General features: G+C 72.0%; 15 protein-coding genes. 9 read left to right on the top strand and 6 right to left on the bottom strand.

Annotated features, from left to right (window positions below; all coding sequences use genetic code 11):
• Window positions 1–416 precede the first annotated feature (416 nt).
• From AB0J87_RS12495 to AB0J87_RS12485, 3 genes are all read right to left on the bottom strand, one after another.
• Window positions 417–971, bottom strand: coding sequence for a hypothetical protein (locus AB0J87_RS12495; RefSeq protein ID WP_363964684.1), 555 nt, complete (start codon window positions 969–971; stop codon window positions 417–419).
• A gap of 273 nt (window positions 972–1,244) precedes the next feature.
• The gene (locus tag AB0J87_RS12490) at window positions 1,245–2,234 is read right to left on the bottom strand and encodes a hypothetical protein (protein WP_363964682.1); all 990 of its coding nucleotides are present in this window, start codon (window positions 2,232–2,234) and stop codon (window positions 1,245–1,247) included.
• Between the two features lie 679 nt (window positions 2,235–2,913).
• Entirely contained in the window at window positions 2,914–3,372 is a 459-nt protein-coding gene (locus AB0J87_RS12485; RefSeq protein WP_350735013.1) for a MarR family transcriptional regulator, read from the bottom strand.
• A 287-nt stretch (window positions 3,373–3,659) separates the two neighbouring features.
• Between AB0J87_RS12485 and AB0J87_RS12480 the strand changes: the two genes are divergently transcribed.
• The 9 genes from AB0J87_RS12480 (at window position 3,660) to AB0J87_RS12440 (ending at window position 10,367) form a co-directional block, all read left to right on the top strand.
• The gene (locus AB0J87_RS12480; RefSeq protein ID WP_363964680.1) at window positions 3,660–3,914 is read left to right on the top strand and encodes a hypothetical protein; all 255 of its coding nucleotides are present in this window, start codon (window positions 3,660–3,662) and stop codon (window positions 3,912–3,914) included.
• 297 nt (window positions 3,915–4,211) lie between these two features.
• Entirely contained in the window at window positions 4,212–4,442 is a 231-nt protein-coding gene (locus tag AB0J87_RS12475) for a hypothetical protein (RefSeq protein WP_363964678.1), read from the top strand.
• 12 nt (window positions 4,443–4,454) lie between these two features.
• Window positions 4,455–5,366: an SDR family NAD(P)-dependent oxidoreductase gene (locus AB0J87_RS12470; RefSeq protein ID WP_363964676.1), complete on the top strand. Its 912-nt coding sequence runs from the start codon at window positions 4,455–4,457 to the stop codon at window positions 5,364–5,366.
• On the top strand, window positions 5,363–6,235 hold the full coding sequence (locus tag AB0J87_RS12465) for an amidohydrolase family protein (RefSeq protein WP_363964674.1): 873 nt from the start codon (window positions 5,363–5,365) through the stop codon (window positions 6,233–6,235). The genes AB0J87_RS12470 and AB0J87_RS12465 overlap by 4 nt, the downstream gene beginning before the upstream one ends.
• Window positions 6,232–6,687 (top strand): MaoC family dehydratase, encoded by a 456-nt coding sequence (locus tag AB0J87_RS12460; RefSeq protein WP_350735003.1) that lies wholly within the window; start codon window positions 6,232–6,234, stop codon window positions 6,685–6,687. Before AB0J87_RS12465 ends, AB0J87_RS12460 begins: the two co-directional genes overlap by 4 nt.
• A 14-nt stretch (window positions 6,688–6,701) precedes the next feature.
• Window positions 6,702–8,198 (top strand): long-chain fatty acid--CoA ligase, encoded by a 1,497-nt coding sequence (locus AB0J87_RS12455; RefSeq protein WP_363964672.1) that lies wholly within the window; start codon window positions 6,702–6,704, stop codon window positions 8,196–8,198.
• A 46-nt stretch (window positions 8,199–8,244) separates the two neighbouring features.
• Window positions 8,245–8,766 carry a hypothetical protein gene (locus AB0J87_RS12450; protein WP_363964670.1) on the top strand — a complete coding sequence of 174 codons (522 nt, stop codon included), beginning with the start codon at window positions 8,245–8,247 and terminating at the stop codon, window positions 8,764–8,766.
• Window positions 8,767–8,799: 33 nt separating this feature from the next.
• The gene (locus tag AB0J87_RS12445; protein ID WP_363964668.1) at window positions 8,800–9,699 is read left to right on the top strand and encodes a DUF4097 family beta strand repeat-containing protein; all 900 of its coding nucleotides are present in this window, start codon (window positions 8,800–8,802) and stop codon (window positions 9,697–9,699) included.
• A 95-nt stretch (window positions 9,700–9,794) separates the two neighbouring features.
• Window positions 9,795–10,367: a cysteine hydrolase gene (locus tag AB0J87_RS12440; RefSeq protein WP_363964666.1), complete on the top strand. Its 573-nt coding sequence runs from the start codon at window positions 9,795–9,797 to the stop codon at window positions 10,365–10,367.
• Window positions 10,368–10,581: 214 nt separating this feature from the next.
• Here AB0J87_RS12440 and AB0J87_RS12435 read toward each other — a convergent pair whose 3' ends face one another.
• Genes AB0J87_RS12435 through AB0J87_RS12425 form a run of 3 tightly spaced genes read right to left on the bottom strand, consistent with a single transcriptional unit; the run spans window position 10,582 to window position 14,041 of the window.
• A complete protein-coding gene (locus AB0J87_RS12435) occupies window positions 10,582–11,172 on the bottom strand; it encodes a TetR/AcrR family transcriptional regulator (protein ID WP_363964664.1) in 591 nt (196 codons plus the stop codon).
• Window positions 11,169–13,484, bottom strand: a complete 2,316-nt coding sequence (locus AB0J87_RS12430; protein ID WP_363964663.1) for a YhgE/Pip domain-containing protein — start codon at window positions 13,482–13,484, stop codon at window positions 11,169–11,171. Before AB0J87_RS12430 ends, AB0J87_RS12435 begins: the two co-directional genes overlap by 4 nt.
• Window positions 13,481–14,041 carry an ATP-binding cassette domain-containing protein gene (locus AB0J87_RS12425; RefSeq protein ID WP_363964661.1) on the bottom strand — a complete coding sequence of 187 codons (561 nt, stop codon included), beginning with the start codon at window positions 14,039–14,041 and terminating at the stop codon, window positions 13,481–13,483. The genes AB0J87_RS12430 and AB0J87_RS12425 overlap by 4 nt, the downstream gene beginning before the upstream one ends.
• Between the last annotated feature and the right edge of the window lie 110 nt (window positions 14,042–14,151).

The following is a 14,151-nucleotide window of genomic DNA, read 5'->3' as shown; positions in this document are numbered from 1 at the left end:
AAGCCCGACCCGCACCACCACCCGACCAAGCCCGACAGCCCGACCCGCACCACCACCCGACCAAGCCCGACAGCCCGACCCGCACCACCACCCGACCAAGCCCGACAGCCCGACCCGCACCACCACCCGACCGGATCCGACAGCACCACCACCCGACCAACCCCACGGCGCCACCCGCACCACTCAACCGGCCCACCGACGCGACCCCCACCACCAGCCGACCAACCCAACGGCACGACCTGCACCACCACCCGACCGGGCCCGACAGCCCGACCCACACCGCCAGCCGACCGGGCCCGGCAGCACCACCCCCACCACCACCCGACCGCGACCCGCACCGCCAGCCGACCGACTCACCGGCGCGGCCCTGATCGCCAGTTGACCGGTCCGGCATCGGGGCGCGTCTCGGCGTTGCGTCACCCTTGCCGATCGGGCCAGAGGTCCGGGTAGTAGCGGGGGCATACGCAGTTCCTGTCGTCCTGCGGCGGGTCCACGACCTGGTCCGCGATCGGAGCCAGCAGCGCCTCGATCGCCTTGGCCGAAGCGACCGCAGCCTCCGTGACGCTGTAGGGATCGGCGGTGTCGGCCACGCTGACGTCCAGCCGATCCCCGTGCGACCAGACATGGGCGCGTTGTCCGGCGATCTCCACGTGCCCCGGCTGCCCGATCCCGGGAAAGAGCGGCATGGCGACCGGGAATCGGGCGAACTCGGCCGCGGTGTAGGCGATGCCGGGGACCGGCCGCGGGTCGCCGGGGCCGAGCCACGTCACGGGCACGCCGAGCGCGGACAGCGTCCGCACGAGGTCGTCCTGCGTCTCGATGCGCAGCCCGGCCAGCAGCTGGTCGCCGTCGTTGGCGTGCCCGCCGTACGCGCGGCAGAAGCGGAAGTAGGCCAGCTCGCGTGCCCACGCGCGCAGCTGGACCGGCGGGTGCCGCTCGTAGAGGTAGTCGGTCCAGCGCTGCCCGTTCATCCGCCGGATCGTACCTCGCTGTCCGCGTGGTAGTCGGTCCAGTGTTGCCCGTTCACTCGCCGGTTTGTACCTCGCTGTCCGCGAGATGGTCGGTCCAGCGCTGCCCATTCACCTGCCGGATCGCACCTCGGTGCCCACATGGTGACGGTCCAGCGCTGCTCGTTCACCCGCTGGATCGCACCTCGGTGCCCACATGGTGACGGTCCAGCGCTGCCCATTCACCCGCTGGATCGCACCTCGGTGCCCACATGGTGACGGTCCAGCGCTGCCCATTCACCGGCCGGGTCGTACCTTGCTGTCCGCGTGGTGGACGGTGAGGTCGCCGTACGGTGACAGCTGCGCGGTGAGATCGCCCGGTTTGCCGCGTAAGGTCGCGTCGAGGAACGCGGCGCTGGTAGCGGTTGTGAGGCGCAGCCCGGCTGTGCGGCCCAGCGACCCTGCCAGTGCGGGCACGGGCGGAAGGTAGAACGGCGCGTCTGTGAAAGTCAGGTGCGCCGTCCCAGGGACGGTGAGCCGGTAGCTCGTGGCGGTGCTGAGGTCGAGCACCTGCGAGAGGCGGGGAATGTAGGTCGGGTTGTCCGCCGGGTCCACCGGGTGGGTGAGTGCGAGCACCGGTTGGCGGAAGGGCCGCGGCTCGGGGTCGTGGGGAGCGCCGTCCAGGTCGATGACCGCCGCGAACCGGGGATCCTGACGGGCCGCCAGCAACGCGGCGGCTCCGCCGATCGAGTGGCCGGTCACCGCGGCCCGAGCGGTGTCGAGGCGACCGGTCAACGGGCTAGCGATCTCACCTCGGCCGAGGCTGCCGGTCAACGGGCCCGCGATCTCACCTCGGTCGAAGCTGCCGGTCAACGGGCCCGCGATCTCACCTCGGTCGAAGCTGCCGGTCGCCGGGCCCGCGATCTCACCTCGGTCGAGGCGGCCCAGCTGGGTCAGGACGAAGCTGAGGTCGGTGGCGCGCACCGCCGTCCAGCCGGCCGCCCGCCGCTCGTCCTCTCGCTCGTCGCCGGTCGCGGCGACCCGGGTGCGGACCGTCCGGCCGTCGGCGAGGACGACGGCGGCGGAGTCGTACGGGTGGTCGAGGGCCACCACGACATAGCCGAGACTGGCCAGCTCCTCCGCCCACGCGGTGTTCTGGGTACGCACTCCCCCGAGCCCCGGCGAGAACAGCACCACGGGGAACCGTCCTCCCGCCCTGGCCACGGCGGCACCCGGCACCGAGCGGGTGCGGGCGGTCGAGGCGCCGTCGAGCAGGAAGCCGGGCACTCCGAGGTAGTCCGCCGCGGCACCGGAGACGACGCGCGCCTCCGCTCCGTACGGCCGAGATACACAGACCGCGCGGTGCCCGTGGCGCTCCCCTGCGCCGGGTACCAGAACTGGACGACCACCGTGCGCCGGTCATCCGGGTCGGGGGTCGCGGGCTCCGGACGCGCCGGATCGGTCCACTGCAGCACGAGGGTGCCGACCGGGAACCTGCCCGACGGCTCGGGGAAATCGGGCACCGGAAACGCCCACGCCGCCACTGGACCCGCGGTGAGGAGGCCGGCGCACGCCGCCCAGCCCGGCAACGCCAGCCACCACGGAGCCCGCCACGCGGCTCGGCCCAGCAGCACGGGAAGACTGAACGACAGCAGGATGGCCGCTCCCGCGAGAACCGGCACGAACTGCCAACGCACCCCGGCCAGGAGCAGCGCCGTCGCTGAAAGCAGCACAACGGCCGACGCGCCCATCGTGACCGGCCGGCGGGCACGGGACGACGGGAGCCGGCGAGCGAGCACCAGCAGCGCGGCGGCCAGCACCACGACGATCTCCGGGAAGGACATGCCCAACGTCACCCGGCCATTGTTGAGGAGGGACGCGTCCCACCGCGTCCACCTGAGGTCTGGGTTTCAGGTCAGACCTACGGTTGACGCCATCGCCGCCGTGTGACCGTCGTCGAAGAGCTTCACAAAAGGGCCCGCCACGCCTTGGAAAGGGCGTGGCGGAGCTGGCCGACCTGGCGCGCGGACAGGTCGGCGATCATGAGCTCCTCGAGCTCGCGTACGGGCTCGGCGAGGCGGGCCAGGAGTTCACGCCCCGCGTCGGTGAGGAGGATGTGCAGCTCGCGGCGGTTGGCCGGGTTGCGCTCGCGCCGGATGAGCCCGCGTTCCTCCAGGGCGCGCACCAGGTCGGCCACGGACTGGGCGGTGACGAACGAGTCGCGGGCCAGCTGCGCGGCCGACAGCCCGTCGTGCCGCTCCAGCACGGTGAGCGCGGTGTACTGCGTCACCGTGATGCCGGCCGGCCGCACCAGGTCGTCGAGGCGTGCGCGGACGACGAGCTCCACCTGTTTGACCATGTAGAGCAGCGACGGCGGTGCCTTGTCCGCGGCCGTTCCCGCTTGCTGTTCCGCCGTTGCGGTCATCACCTGCTCCTGAGTCGTCGTCGGGGAGATCCAGGCTAGGCCATTGACAGGAAACCTGTTGGCAACAAGACTGCCCATCGACAGGTTTCCTGTCAATTTAAGGCGGCTTGTCCGCGGCGTACCCGGCCTTTCCGTCGTGTGGCCGGGGCCACTCCGCGGCCCTGCCACGGGCGGTATCCGTGAGGGAGAAGCGCGACCATGAGCGAACCCGAGCCCGAGCCCGAGCCCGAGCCCGAGCCCGAGCCCGAGCCCGAGGAAGGCCAGGGGTGGCCGTGGCCGTGGCGGATATGACTGGCGTCGACGCGGCCAGGAGCGGCCGGGCCACCGTGATGGACCCGTCCACCGGTCAGGTGGCCGCCGCCGTGGCCGTGGCGGACGAGACCGTGACGGCTGCCCGGGGCACGTTCGTCCTGGTCGGCGCACCGTCGTCGGCACCGAGCCGGTCCTCGACCTCGACGCCACGCTGCCGGGGCAGGCGCGTGAGGTCCGGTACCGAGCCGGCCCCCGATGTGGACGCCATGCTGCCGGGGGCGGGCGCGTGACCGGCCTGACCCTCGGCGCCGGCCGGCTCCCCCAAGTCCTGGGTACCGGCTGGCTCTCCCAAGTCCTGGGCGCCGGCTGGCTCTTCCGAATCCTCGGCGCGGGCCGGCTTTCCCCGACGCCCGGTGCGGCCGAGACGCGGGCCGCGATTCCCGCCTTGGTCCCGCTCGTCCGTGTCGGCCGGCTGCCGGTGCGGAAGCCAGTCAGCCACCGGTACGGAAGCCGGCCGGTTGCCGGTACGGAAGCCGGTCAGCCGCCGGTGCAGAAGCTGGTCGGCCGCCGGTGCAGAAGCCGGCCGGTTGCCGGTGTGGAAGCTGGCCGGCTGCCGGTACGGAAGCTGGTCGGCCGCCGGTGCAGAAGCCGGCCGGTGGCCGGTGTGGAAGCTGGTCGGCCGCCGGTGCAGAAGCCAGCCAGCCGCCAGTGCGGAAGCCGACGGGCCGCCGGTGTGGAAGCCGGCCGGCCGCTACCCGTTCGACGACATCGATCGCGCCGCGCAGGGCAAGGCGATCGACCCCGTGATCACGTTCTGAGAGGTGTCCCACATGGATCTGACCGGCAAAGTGGCGATCGTCACCGGCAGCGGGCGCGGCCTCGGCCTGGCCTATGCCAAGGCCCTGGCCGCGGCGGGCGCCGCGGTGGTGGTGAACGACGTCGATCAGGAGGCGGTGGACGCCGCGGTGGCGAAGATCACCGCGGCGGGCGGGCGGGCCGTCGGCGTGGCCGCCGCGGTCGGCGGCACGGCGGCGGCCGACCACCTGATCGGGGCGAGCGTACGGGAGCTCGGCCGCCTCGACGTGCTGATCACGAACGCGGGCATCCTGCGCGACCGGGTGCTGTGGAAGATGTCCGACGAGGACTTCGACGACGTCGTGAACGTGCACCTGCGGGGCACGTTCACGTGCGCCCGCGCGGCGGCGGTGCGGATGCGCGAGCAGGGGACGGGCGGGCGGCTGATCCTCGTCGGCTCGCCGGCCGGCCAGCGCGGCAACTTCGGCCAGACCAACTACGCCGCGGCCAAGGCCGGCATCGTCGCGATGGCCCGTACCTGGGCGATGGAGCTGGCCAAGGCCGACATCACGGTCAACGCGGTGATCCCGGTCGCGGCCACCGAGATGACCAAGACCATCCCGGCGTTCGCACCGGTCATCGAGGAGTCCGAGCGCACCGGGGAGCCGCTGCCCGGCTGGCTGCGCAGGGACGAGGGGCTGGGCACGGTGGAGGACGTGACCGGGCTGATCACGTACCTGGCCTCGGACGAATCCAAGGGCGTCACCGGACAGGCGATCGGCGTCGGCGGGGACCGGCTGGCCCTGTGGGCGCACCCGAAGGAGAAGGCGGTGGCGTACGCCGACGGCGGCTGGAGCGCCGAGGCCATCGCCGGGCAGTGGCACACGGGCGTCGGCGCCGAACCCGAGACCTACGGCATCCCCGCCCCCAAGGGAGCCGGACGGTGAACCTCGACGAGCTGGTCGCGATCGACGTCCACACCCATGCCGAGATCTCCAAGGACGGCCACGGCTCGCTGAGCCCGGTGCTGTTCGGCGCGTCCGAGCAGTACTTCGGCTCGCACGAGCGCCCTGCCATCCCCCAGATGGCGGCCTATTACCGGGAACGGAAGATGGCCGCGGTGGTGTTCACCGTGGACGCCGAGCACGCCACCGGCCACCCGCGCATCGCCAACGAGGAGATCGCCGAGAGCTGCGCCGAACACGCCGACGTGCTGATCCCCTTCGCCAGCGTCGACCCGCACAAGGGCAGGGCGGGGGCGCGGGAGGCCCGCCGCCTGGTGGAGCGGCACGGGGTGCGCGGCTTCAAGTTCCACCCCAGCATCCAGGGGTTCGCCCCGAACGACCCGATGGCCTACCCCTTGTACGAGGTCATCGAGGAGCTGGGCGTGCCCGCCCTCTTCCACACCGGACAGACCGGCATCGGCGCGGGAGTGCCCGGCGGGGGCGGCATCCGGCTCAAGTACTCCAATCCGATGCTGGTCGACGACGTGGCCGTGGACTTCCCCGAGCTGCGCGTCATCCTGGCCCACCCGTCGTTCCCCTGGCAGGACGAGGCGCTCGCCGTCGCCACGCACAAGCCGTACGTCCACATCGACCTGTCCGGATGGTCGCCGAAGTACTTCCCGCCCCAGCTCGTCCGGTATGCCAACAGCCTGCTCAAGGACAAGGTGCTCTTCGGCTCCGACTACCCCATCATCACCCCGGACCGCTGGCTGGCCGACTTCGCCAAGCTCGACATCAAGCCCGAGGTCCGCCCCAAGATCCTCAAGGACAACGCCGCCCGCCTGCTCGGCCTCGACAAGGAGACCTCATGATCACGGTTGACGGACTCGCGGAGATCAAGGCCCTGGCCGGCCGCGACCTGGGCCACAGCTCCTGGCTGGAGATCACCCAGGAGCGCGTGAACACCTTCGCGGACGCCACGAACGACCACCAATGGATCCACGTGGACACCCGGCGGGCCGCGGACGGCCCCTTCGGCGGCACCATCGCCCACGGCTATCTCACCCTGGCCCTGGTCATCCCGCTGTTCAACGAGGTGCTCGGCATCCAGGGCGTGAAGATGAGCATCAACTACGGGCTGGAGAAGGTCCGCTTCCCCGCCCCGGTGCGCGTGGGCGCCAAGGTCCGCCTGGCCGCGAAGGTCGCCGAGGTCGAGGACGTGCCCGGCGACGGCGTGCAGATGCTCTGCGACTTCGCGGTCGAGATCGACGGCGTCGGCAAGCCCGCCTGCGTCGCCCGTGCCGTCTACCGCCACTACGCCTGAGAGGTGACGGGACGGTGTTGAACGCAGGGCTCGGCGGGTGGCCGGCCAGGCGGGCCGCGATGTCGCCGGACCGCACCGCCTTCGTCTTCCGTGACCGCGCGACGACGTACGCGGAGGTGTTCGACCGCACCACCCGGCTGGCCGGGCAGTTGCGCGCGGCCGGGGTGCGCAAAGGGGACCGGGTGGCCTACCTGGGGCAGAACCACCCGGCGTTCGTGGAGACGATGTTCGCCACGCACATGCTCGGCGGCATCTTCGTGCCGCTGAACTTCCGGCTCGCCGCGCCGGAGATCGACCACCTGCTGGCCCACAGCGGGGCGACCGTGCTCGTCCACGCCCCCGAGCACGCCTTCGGGCAGGCCGTACGCACCGTGGTGGCTCTGGGCGCGGACTACGAGGAGTGGCTCGCCGCCGGTGACCCCGCGCCCATCGACGTGCCGGTCGGCCTCGACGACGCGGCTTGCGTCCTGTACACCTCCGGCACCACGGGCCGCCCCAAGGGCGCCACGCTGACCCACGGCAACCTGATCTGGAACTGCTACAACCTCCTGGTCGGGGTGGACGTCGCCGCCGACGAGGTGACGCTGGTCAGCGCGCCGCTGTTCCACGTGGCGGCGCTCAACCAGTGCCTGCTGCCCACGTTCCTCAAGGGCGGATGTTCGGTCATCATGCCGTCCTGGAGCGTGGACGCCTGCTTCGACCTCATCGCCGGGCATCGCGTCACCTGGATGTTCGGCGTGACCACGATGTTCGCCGCGCTCGCGCGGTCGCCCCGCTGGGCGGACGCCGACCTGTCGTCCGTACGCTGCCTGATGGCGGGCGGCGCGGCGGTCCCGCCCGCGCTGATCCACACCTACCAGGAACGCGGCCTGACCTTCTGCCAGGGTTACGGCCTCACAGAGACGGCGCCGGGCGCCACGTTCCTGGAGGCGGGCGAGAGCGAACGCAAGGCCGGATCCGCCGGGGTCCCGGTCTTCTTCACCAATGTCCGCTGCGTCCGCCCCGACCTGACCGACACCGCCCCCGGCGAACCCGGCGAAGTGATCATCCAGGGCCCGAACGTGACCCCCGGCTACTGGGACGACCCCGCCGCCACCGCGCGGGCCTTCTCCGAGGGCCGGTGGTTCCACTCCGGCGACATCGCGTACGTGGACCCCGACGGGCACTTCCACATCGTCGACCGGGTCAAGGACATGTACATCTCCGGCGGCGAGAACGTCTACCCGGCCGAGGTCGAGGCGGCCGTCTACGAGCACCCCTCGGTCGCCGAGGTCGCGGTGATCGGCGTGCCGGACGCCACGTGGGGAGAGGTCGGCCGGGCATTCGTGATCACCGTCCCCGGCCGCGGTCTGACCATCGGCGAGCTGCGGGCGTTCCTGACCGAGCGGCTGGCCAGGTACAAGCTCCCCGTGCACCTCGACATCGTGGACGACCTGCCTCGCACCGGCTCGAACAAGATCCAGAAGAGCCGGCTGCGCGACGCCCTCGGGAGCATTCCCGGCCGGACGTGACGCGGCGACGCTGGCGTTGGCGTCACTTTGGCGCCATAATGGCGCCATGGATCTCAAGCCGTACGTCGACAGGCTACACAGGGACCTCGCGATCGCCGCGGAAGCAGGCGGCGAGGACGCGCGCGCCCTCGCCGAGCGACTTGTCTCACCTCTCGAGTCATCCGTCCGGCTGATCCTGCTGGAGGTCCTGTCGGCGGCCGCCGACGAGATCACGCGCGAGCTGGCGCCGGGTTCGGTGGAGGTCCGCCTGCGCCGCGGCGATCCCGACTTCGTCCTGACCCGATCCCCGGCGCAGCACCCGTCCGCGCCGGACGCCCCCGATGACGACGGCGGGCCGTCCGGCGCGGGCGTCCAGCCCGTGGAGATCCAGGAAGGCGGCACGGCCCGCTTCAGCCTCCGGCTCCCTGAGCACCTGAAGGTGCAGGTCGAGGAGGCCGCCCGCCGGGAGGGCCTGTCGGTCAACACCTGGCTGGTGCGTGCCGTCGCGGCCACGTTGGAGCCCGGCGGCCGCCGGACGGCGGGGCGCGGCTCGGCGAGCGGGCGCAGCTACACCGGCTGGGTCGGCTGAGGCCCGGACGTACGCAACCACGAGGAGGGTTTCATGCCGACATTCGACACACCCGAGCCGATCTCGGTCAGCATCGACCTGCCCGGCGCCGAGGTCAGGATCATCGCGAGCGACCGCACCACCACGGTGGTCGACGCCCGGCCTGACGACGGCGAGGGAGGGGCTGCCGCGGTCCAGATCGGCTACGCGGCCGGCAAGCTGGTCGTCAAAAGCGCCCAGCAGGAGCCCGCCCAGTCCCGGTATGCGGGCGCCGGAGCAGGCCCGCGGCGCCAGGGATGGGGCCTGTCAGCCCTGGCCGGCCTGTTCGGCGACTGGGGGGAGTCGGTCCGCGTGACGATCGAGCTGCCGTCGGGCTCGCACGTACAGGGCTCGACGACGTCGGGCGAGTTCCACTGCACGGGCCGGTTGGGAGACTGCCGGCTGCAGACGGACCACGGCGACATCCGGCTCGACGAGGCCGGCGCGATCCAGCTGACCAGCGACAGCGGCGAGATCGGCGTCGAGCGCGCCACCGGCCGGGCCGAGGTCTCCAGCGCGTCCGGCGAGATCAGGATCCAGGAGGTGGACGGCCCCGCGTCGATCAGGAACGACGACGGGGAGTGCTACATCGGCGAGGTGACGGGCGACCTGCGGCTGATCGGCACCAGCGGCGACATGCAGGTCGAGCGCGCCCACGGCGGCGTCGAGGCGAAGAACGTGCACGGCAGCGTGCGGATCGGCGAGGTCGCGCGCGGCTCGGTCGTCCTGACGAGCACGACCGGCGACCTCGAGGTCGGCATCCGGCAGGGCACGGCGGCGTTCCTCGACGTGAGCACGGCCAACGGCAGGCTGCTCAACTCCCTCGACGCCCGCGAGAGCCCGGACGGGTTCGACGAGACGGTCGAGATCCGCGCCCGCAGCCACGACGGCGACATCACGATCCGCCGCGCCTGACGGGCCGCCTCCCGATGAAGGTCGGCGAGTACGACACTGCCGTCGAGCCGCGCGGGTGATGGCGCGTCCGGGGCATCACGTCCGAACCTAGTGGCGTGACGGTACGTTCCGGCGAGTCCGTGCTCGTGGTCATCGACATGCAGAACTACTTCGTTCGCGATGTTTCTGCCCATATCGTCCCCGTCATCGCGGACCTTGTCGCCCGGTGGCGGTCGGCGGGGAACGACGTGGTGTTCACCCGCTACGTCAACCATCCGGGCTCGCCGTACGAGCGGCTGCTCGGCTGGACAGAATGCATGGAGCCGCCGCAGATCGAGATCGTCGACGAGCTGCGGGCGCACGCGCGGCAGGCGACGGCCGTCATCGACAAGAAGGGTTACAACCTGTTCGCCGACGCCGGCGGAGCGGCGCTGATCGCCGGACGCGGGTGGCGGGACATCTACCTGTGCGGGATCGCCACGGAAAACTGCGTGCTGGCGACCGCGCTCGGGGCGTTCGAGCTCGACCTGACGCCGTGGCTGATCGAAGACGCCTCCGCCAGCCACCGCGGGCGTCACGCCCACGACGCGGGAGTGTTCGTCGCGGGGAGCTTCATCGGCGGAAGACAGATCATCTCGGTTGCGGACATCCCGGCCTTGCCGACAGTCCCCGAGGACCGGAATCCCTGAGCGGCCGACCCCGCGCCGGAGGCCCGAATCCTTGAGTGACCAGCCCGCGCCGGAGGGCCGAATCCCTGAGCGACCAGCCCCGCGCCGGAGGCTCGAATCCCTGAGCGACCGGACCACGCCGGAAGCCCGAATCTCTGAGCGGCCGGTCCACGCCTCGGGGCGTTCGCGAGGCCGGGGCCGCGAACTCGGCGCAGGTGTATTCGCCAGGTAGGGACTACTTGATGCGGCCGTGCAGGAGCTCGACCAGGGTCGCGTGAGTGCGCTCCAGCGGCCGGTCCGGATACAGGGCGCGGCGCTCGATGGCGACCGTCAGCACCATGCCGAACACGGCCGTCGCCGCCGTCTCCACGTCCAGGTCGGCCCGGACCTCGCCGTTCGCGGCGGCCCTGCGCAGCACGTCCGCGTACACGCCGAGCGCGCTCCGGCGCAGCCGCCCCACCGCCTCCTGCCACGCCGTCCGCCACATCTCGGCCAGCAGCACCCGGGCGAAGGCCCCGTGCTCCTCGAAGAACCTGAGCTGGCCGAGCACCACCGAGTCGAGCGCGTCCAGCGCGCTCTCCCCGGTGTCGGAACCGGCCAGCGCCTCGGCGAGCATGTCGATCGAGTGCTCCAGCAGCGCCTCGAACAGTCCCTCCTTGCTGCCGAAGTTGTAGAACACGGTGCCCTTGGCCACCCCGGCCCGCTCGGCGATGGCGTCGACCGTGGTGGCCGCGTACCCGTGCTCGGCGATCAGCTCCACAGCCGCCCTGAACACCTTCTTCCGGGTGTCCTGCCTGCTCCCGCGCCTGGCGGTGCTCTCGCTCACAGCGCCAGCTCCGGGTGCAGGCGCTTGACGGACCAGATGCGGCCGCGCTCCACGGCGAGCGTGGTGAGCGCGAGCCCGAGTACGAGGAAAGCCGACAGCACGCCGCAAGCCTGCCACACCACGGTGAGATCGCCACCGCTGATCAGCCTGCGCAGCGCCGACACCACCCAGCTCATCGGCAGCCACGGCGAGATCGTCTGGAAGAACCCGGGCGACGTCTCGATGGGATACGTACCGGCCGCCGAGGTGAGCTGCAGCATCAGCAGCGCCAGCGCGACCACCCGTCCGGGCGGGCCGAGCAGCGCGTTCACCGCCTGCACGACCGCCATGAACGCGGCGGTCGCGAGCAGCAGCAGCCCGGCGAGCCCGGCCCAGCTCGCGGCCTCCAGCCCGAGCCCGAGCCGCAGAACCGCCACCAGCACGCCCACCTGCGCCGCCCCGAGCACCACCGCCGGCAGCCAGCCCGCCAGCGCGATCCGCACCGCGCCCGTCGTGCCCGCCAGCCGCCGCTGGTTCAGCGGCTTCAGCACCATGTACGCGATCATCGCACCGACCCAGAGCGCCAGCGGCAGGAAGAACGGCGCGAAGCCGGTGCCGTAGTTGGGCACCTCGTTGTCGACGGTCTTGGCCAGCCGGACCGGGTCGCTCATCACGTCCGCGCGGTCGTCGCGCTGCTTGCCGTCGTAGTCGGGGATCCGGGCGGCGCCGTCGCCGAGCCCGCCTGCCAGCTCCTTCGATCCTGCGGCGAGCTTGGCCGCGCCCTTGTCCGCCTGGCCCGCGCCGTCGTGGAGCCGGTCCACGCCGGTGCTCAGTTCGCTCGCGCCGTCGCTCAGCCTGACCAGCCCGCCGCCCAGACGTCCGATGCCGTTCGTGACCTGGCGCGAACCGTCGGTCAGCTTGGTCGCACCCTGGTAGAGCCGGTTCGCGCCGGTGGCGGCCGTGCCCAGGCCGGAGTTCACCTTCGCGGCGCCATCGGCCAGCTTGCCCAGGCCCGTGTCCAGGGCGTTGAGCCGGTTTCTGGCCTGGTCCAGCTTGGACCCGAGCTGAGGGGCCACAGCCGCGATCTTGCGAGCCTGCTCGGCCAGCTCCCGCGCCTGGTTCCTCAGGTCCGCGACACCGTCGATCCGGGTTCCCGCGCCGCTGCCGGCGCTCGTCCGGGCGGCGTCCTGGGCCTGGTCCGCCTGAGTGGCGGCCCGGCGCGCGGCGGCTGCCGCGTTCCTCAGCAGGCCGCGTACCTCGGGGTCGGCGTCCGCGCCGAGGCGGTCGAGCGCGGCCTGCGCCTGCGAGCTCGCCTCCCTGGCGCTGTCGGCCGCGCTTCCCGCGTGGGTGTCCGCCGCGCTCGACTGTGCTGTGCCGGTTGACGACCCGCCGTCGGCGACCTTGTCGGCGGCGTCGGCAACCGCCTCGGCGGCTCTGGAGATCTTGGGGCCCCATTCGTCCAGCACGGGGACGTACGTGTCGGCGAGCTGGTTGACCGTGCGGGTCTGAGCGTGAACCTGCTGGTATGCCTCCTTCGCTCCGGAACTGAGCGGAGCGGTTCCTTTCTCGTGGAGCTGGTTCAGGCCGTCGCGCAGTTGCCCGATGGCCTGCTGCGCCTGCGTGAGGCCCTGCGTGACCTGGGCCGAGCCGTCACGCAGCCTGCCCGTGGCGGTGTTGGCGGTGCTCAGGCCGGCGGAGAGCTGCCGGGCGCCGTTCTCGGCCGTGCCCAGGCCGTCGCTGAGCCGGGAGACGCCGTCACCGAGCCGCACGACGCCGTCGTGCAGCTTGTCCGCGCCCTCGGCGGCCTCCGCCGTCTTGTCGTGGATGTCGCCGATCGAGACGAAGACGTTGTCGAAGTAGTCGTGGATCGCCGTGCGCTCGGCCGCCGCCCGTACCTCGTTGAACACCGCGTCCGAGATGCTGCCCATGATGTAGCTGCGGCCCGTGTCCACGCGCAGCCCGAGCCGCGCCGGGCTCGGTGCGGCGGCATCGTCGGCGGGTGAGGCCAGCTTGGCGCTGAAGTCGGCGGGCACGGTCAGCGACAGGTAGAACGTGCCGTCCGCGACCCCGTCGGCCGCCTGCCTCGCGGTGGTCTCGTGCCAGCCGAAGACGTCTCGCTTCCGCAGCTCGCCGGCCAGGTCGCGGCCCGCGTGCAGAGTCTTGCCCGCGGCTTCGGCAGGCCGGTCCTCGACGACCAGCGCGACCGGCACGCGGTCCAGATTGCCCTGCGGGTCCCAGAACGACCACAGGTACAGGCCCGCGTACAGGAGCGGCAGCACCACCACCGCCGCCAGCGCCGCTCTCGTCAGCCGCGACCGCAACATGCCCTTCATGACAGCTCCACCAGTTCGTCGTAGCGGGCGGGCGGCGTCACGCACGAGGCCACCACCGTGCGGCCGAGGCTCCGCAGCAGGTTCCACAGCGCCTGCTGCCGGTCGGCCGGCAGGCCCGCGTCCACGTTGTCGGCGACGATCACCTCGGGCTCGTCCAGCAGCGCCAGCGCGAGGCCCAGCCGCACGCGTTGCTCGCGATCCAGCTCCCGCACCAGCGTTCGCTCCTGGCCCGCCAGCCCGACCCGCTCAAGAATCTCCTGGTACGGCCGGCGCCGCCGCTCCCGCAGGTGCTCCCCGACCGTCAGCGACCGGTCCAGATCCGTCACCCCGTCGATCAGCGCCAACGCCACGGCTTTGCGGATGGCGCGGCGCCCGGCGTGCCCGGCGACGTTCAGCGCGCCTTTGGTGGGCTTCATCCGCCCGGCCAGCGTCAGCAGGAGGCTCGTCCGCCCGCTTCCCGCCGAACCCGCGACCACCGTGAGCGTGCCGGCCCCGGCCTTCAGCGAGACCTCCGGGTACACCCCCTCGATCGCCAACCCTTCCGCAACGATCATCATGACTCCATTCTTTATACTGACCAGTCAGTACAAAGATAGGGCCGGTTCGCGCGGCCGCACCCAAGGAGGCGCGGTGGCATTCGTCACCTCCGGCCGGCGTCGTTCCACCC

It is taken from the genome of Nonomuraea sp. NPDC049625, from assembly GCF_040675285.1.
GTDB classification, from domain to species: domain Bacteria; phylum Actinomycetota; class Actinomycetes; order Streptosporangiales; family Streptosporangiaceae; genus Nonomuraea; species Nonomuraea angiospora_A.
This window is presented reverse-complemented; position numbering and strand designations above follow the sequence as displayed.

What these genes read in the sequence shown, in the direction of transcription:
- AB0J87_RS12480 (WP_363964680.1), top strand. Translation starts at nt 3,660, where the DNA reads ATGACTGGCGTCGACGCGGCCAGGAGCGGCCGGGCCACCGTGATGGAC.
- AB0J87_RS12430 (WP_363964663.1), bottom strand. Translation starts at nt 13,484, where the DNA reads ATGAAGGGCATGTTGCGGTCGCGGCTGACGAGAGCGGCGCTGGCGGCG.
- AB0J87_RS12470 (WP_363964676.1), top strand. Translation starts at nt 4,455, where the DNA reads ATGGATCTGACCGGCAAAGTGGCGATCGTCACCGGCAGCGGGCGCGGC.
- AB0J87_RS12485 (WP_350735013.1), bottom strand. Translation starts at nt 3,372, where the DNA reads ATGACCGCAACGGCGGAACAGCAAGCGGGAACGGCCGCGGACAAGGCA.
- AB0J87_RS12445 (WP_363964668.1), top strand. Translation starts at nt 8,800, where the DNA reads ATGCCGACATTCGACACACCCGAGCCGATCTCGGTCAGCATCGACCTG.
- AB0J87_RS12495 (WP_363964684.1), bottom strand. Translation starts at nt 971, where the DNA reads ATGAACGGGCAGCGCTGGACCGACTACCTCTACGAGCGGCACCCGCCG.
- AB0J87_RS12450 (WP_363964670.1), top strand. Translation starts at nt 8,245, where the DNA reads ATGGATCTCAAGCCGTACGTCGACAGGCTACACAGGGACCTCGCGATC.
- AB0J87_RS12460 (WP_350735003.1), top strand. Translation starts at nt 6,232, where the DNA reads ATGATCACGGTTGACGGACTCGCGGAGATCAAGGCCCTGGCCGGCCGC.
- AB0J87_RS12425 (WP_363964661.1), bottom strand. Translation starts at nt 14,041, where the DNA reads ATGATGATCGTTGCGGAAGGGTTGGCGATCGAGGGGGTGTACCCGGAG.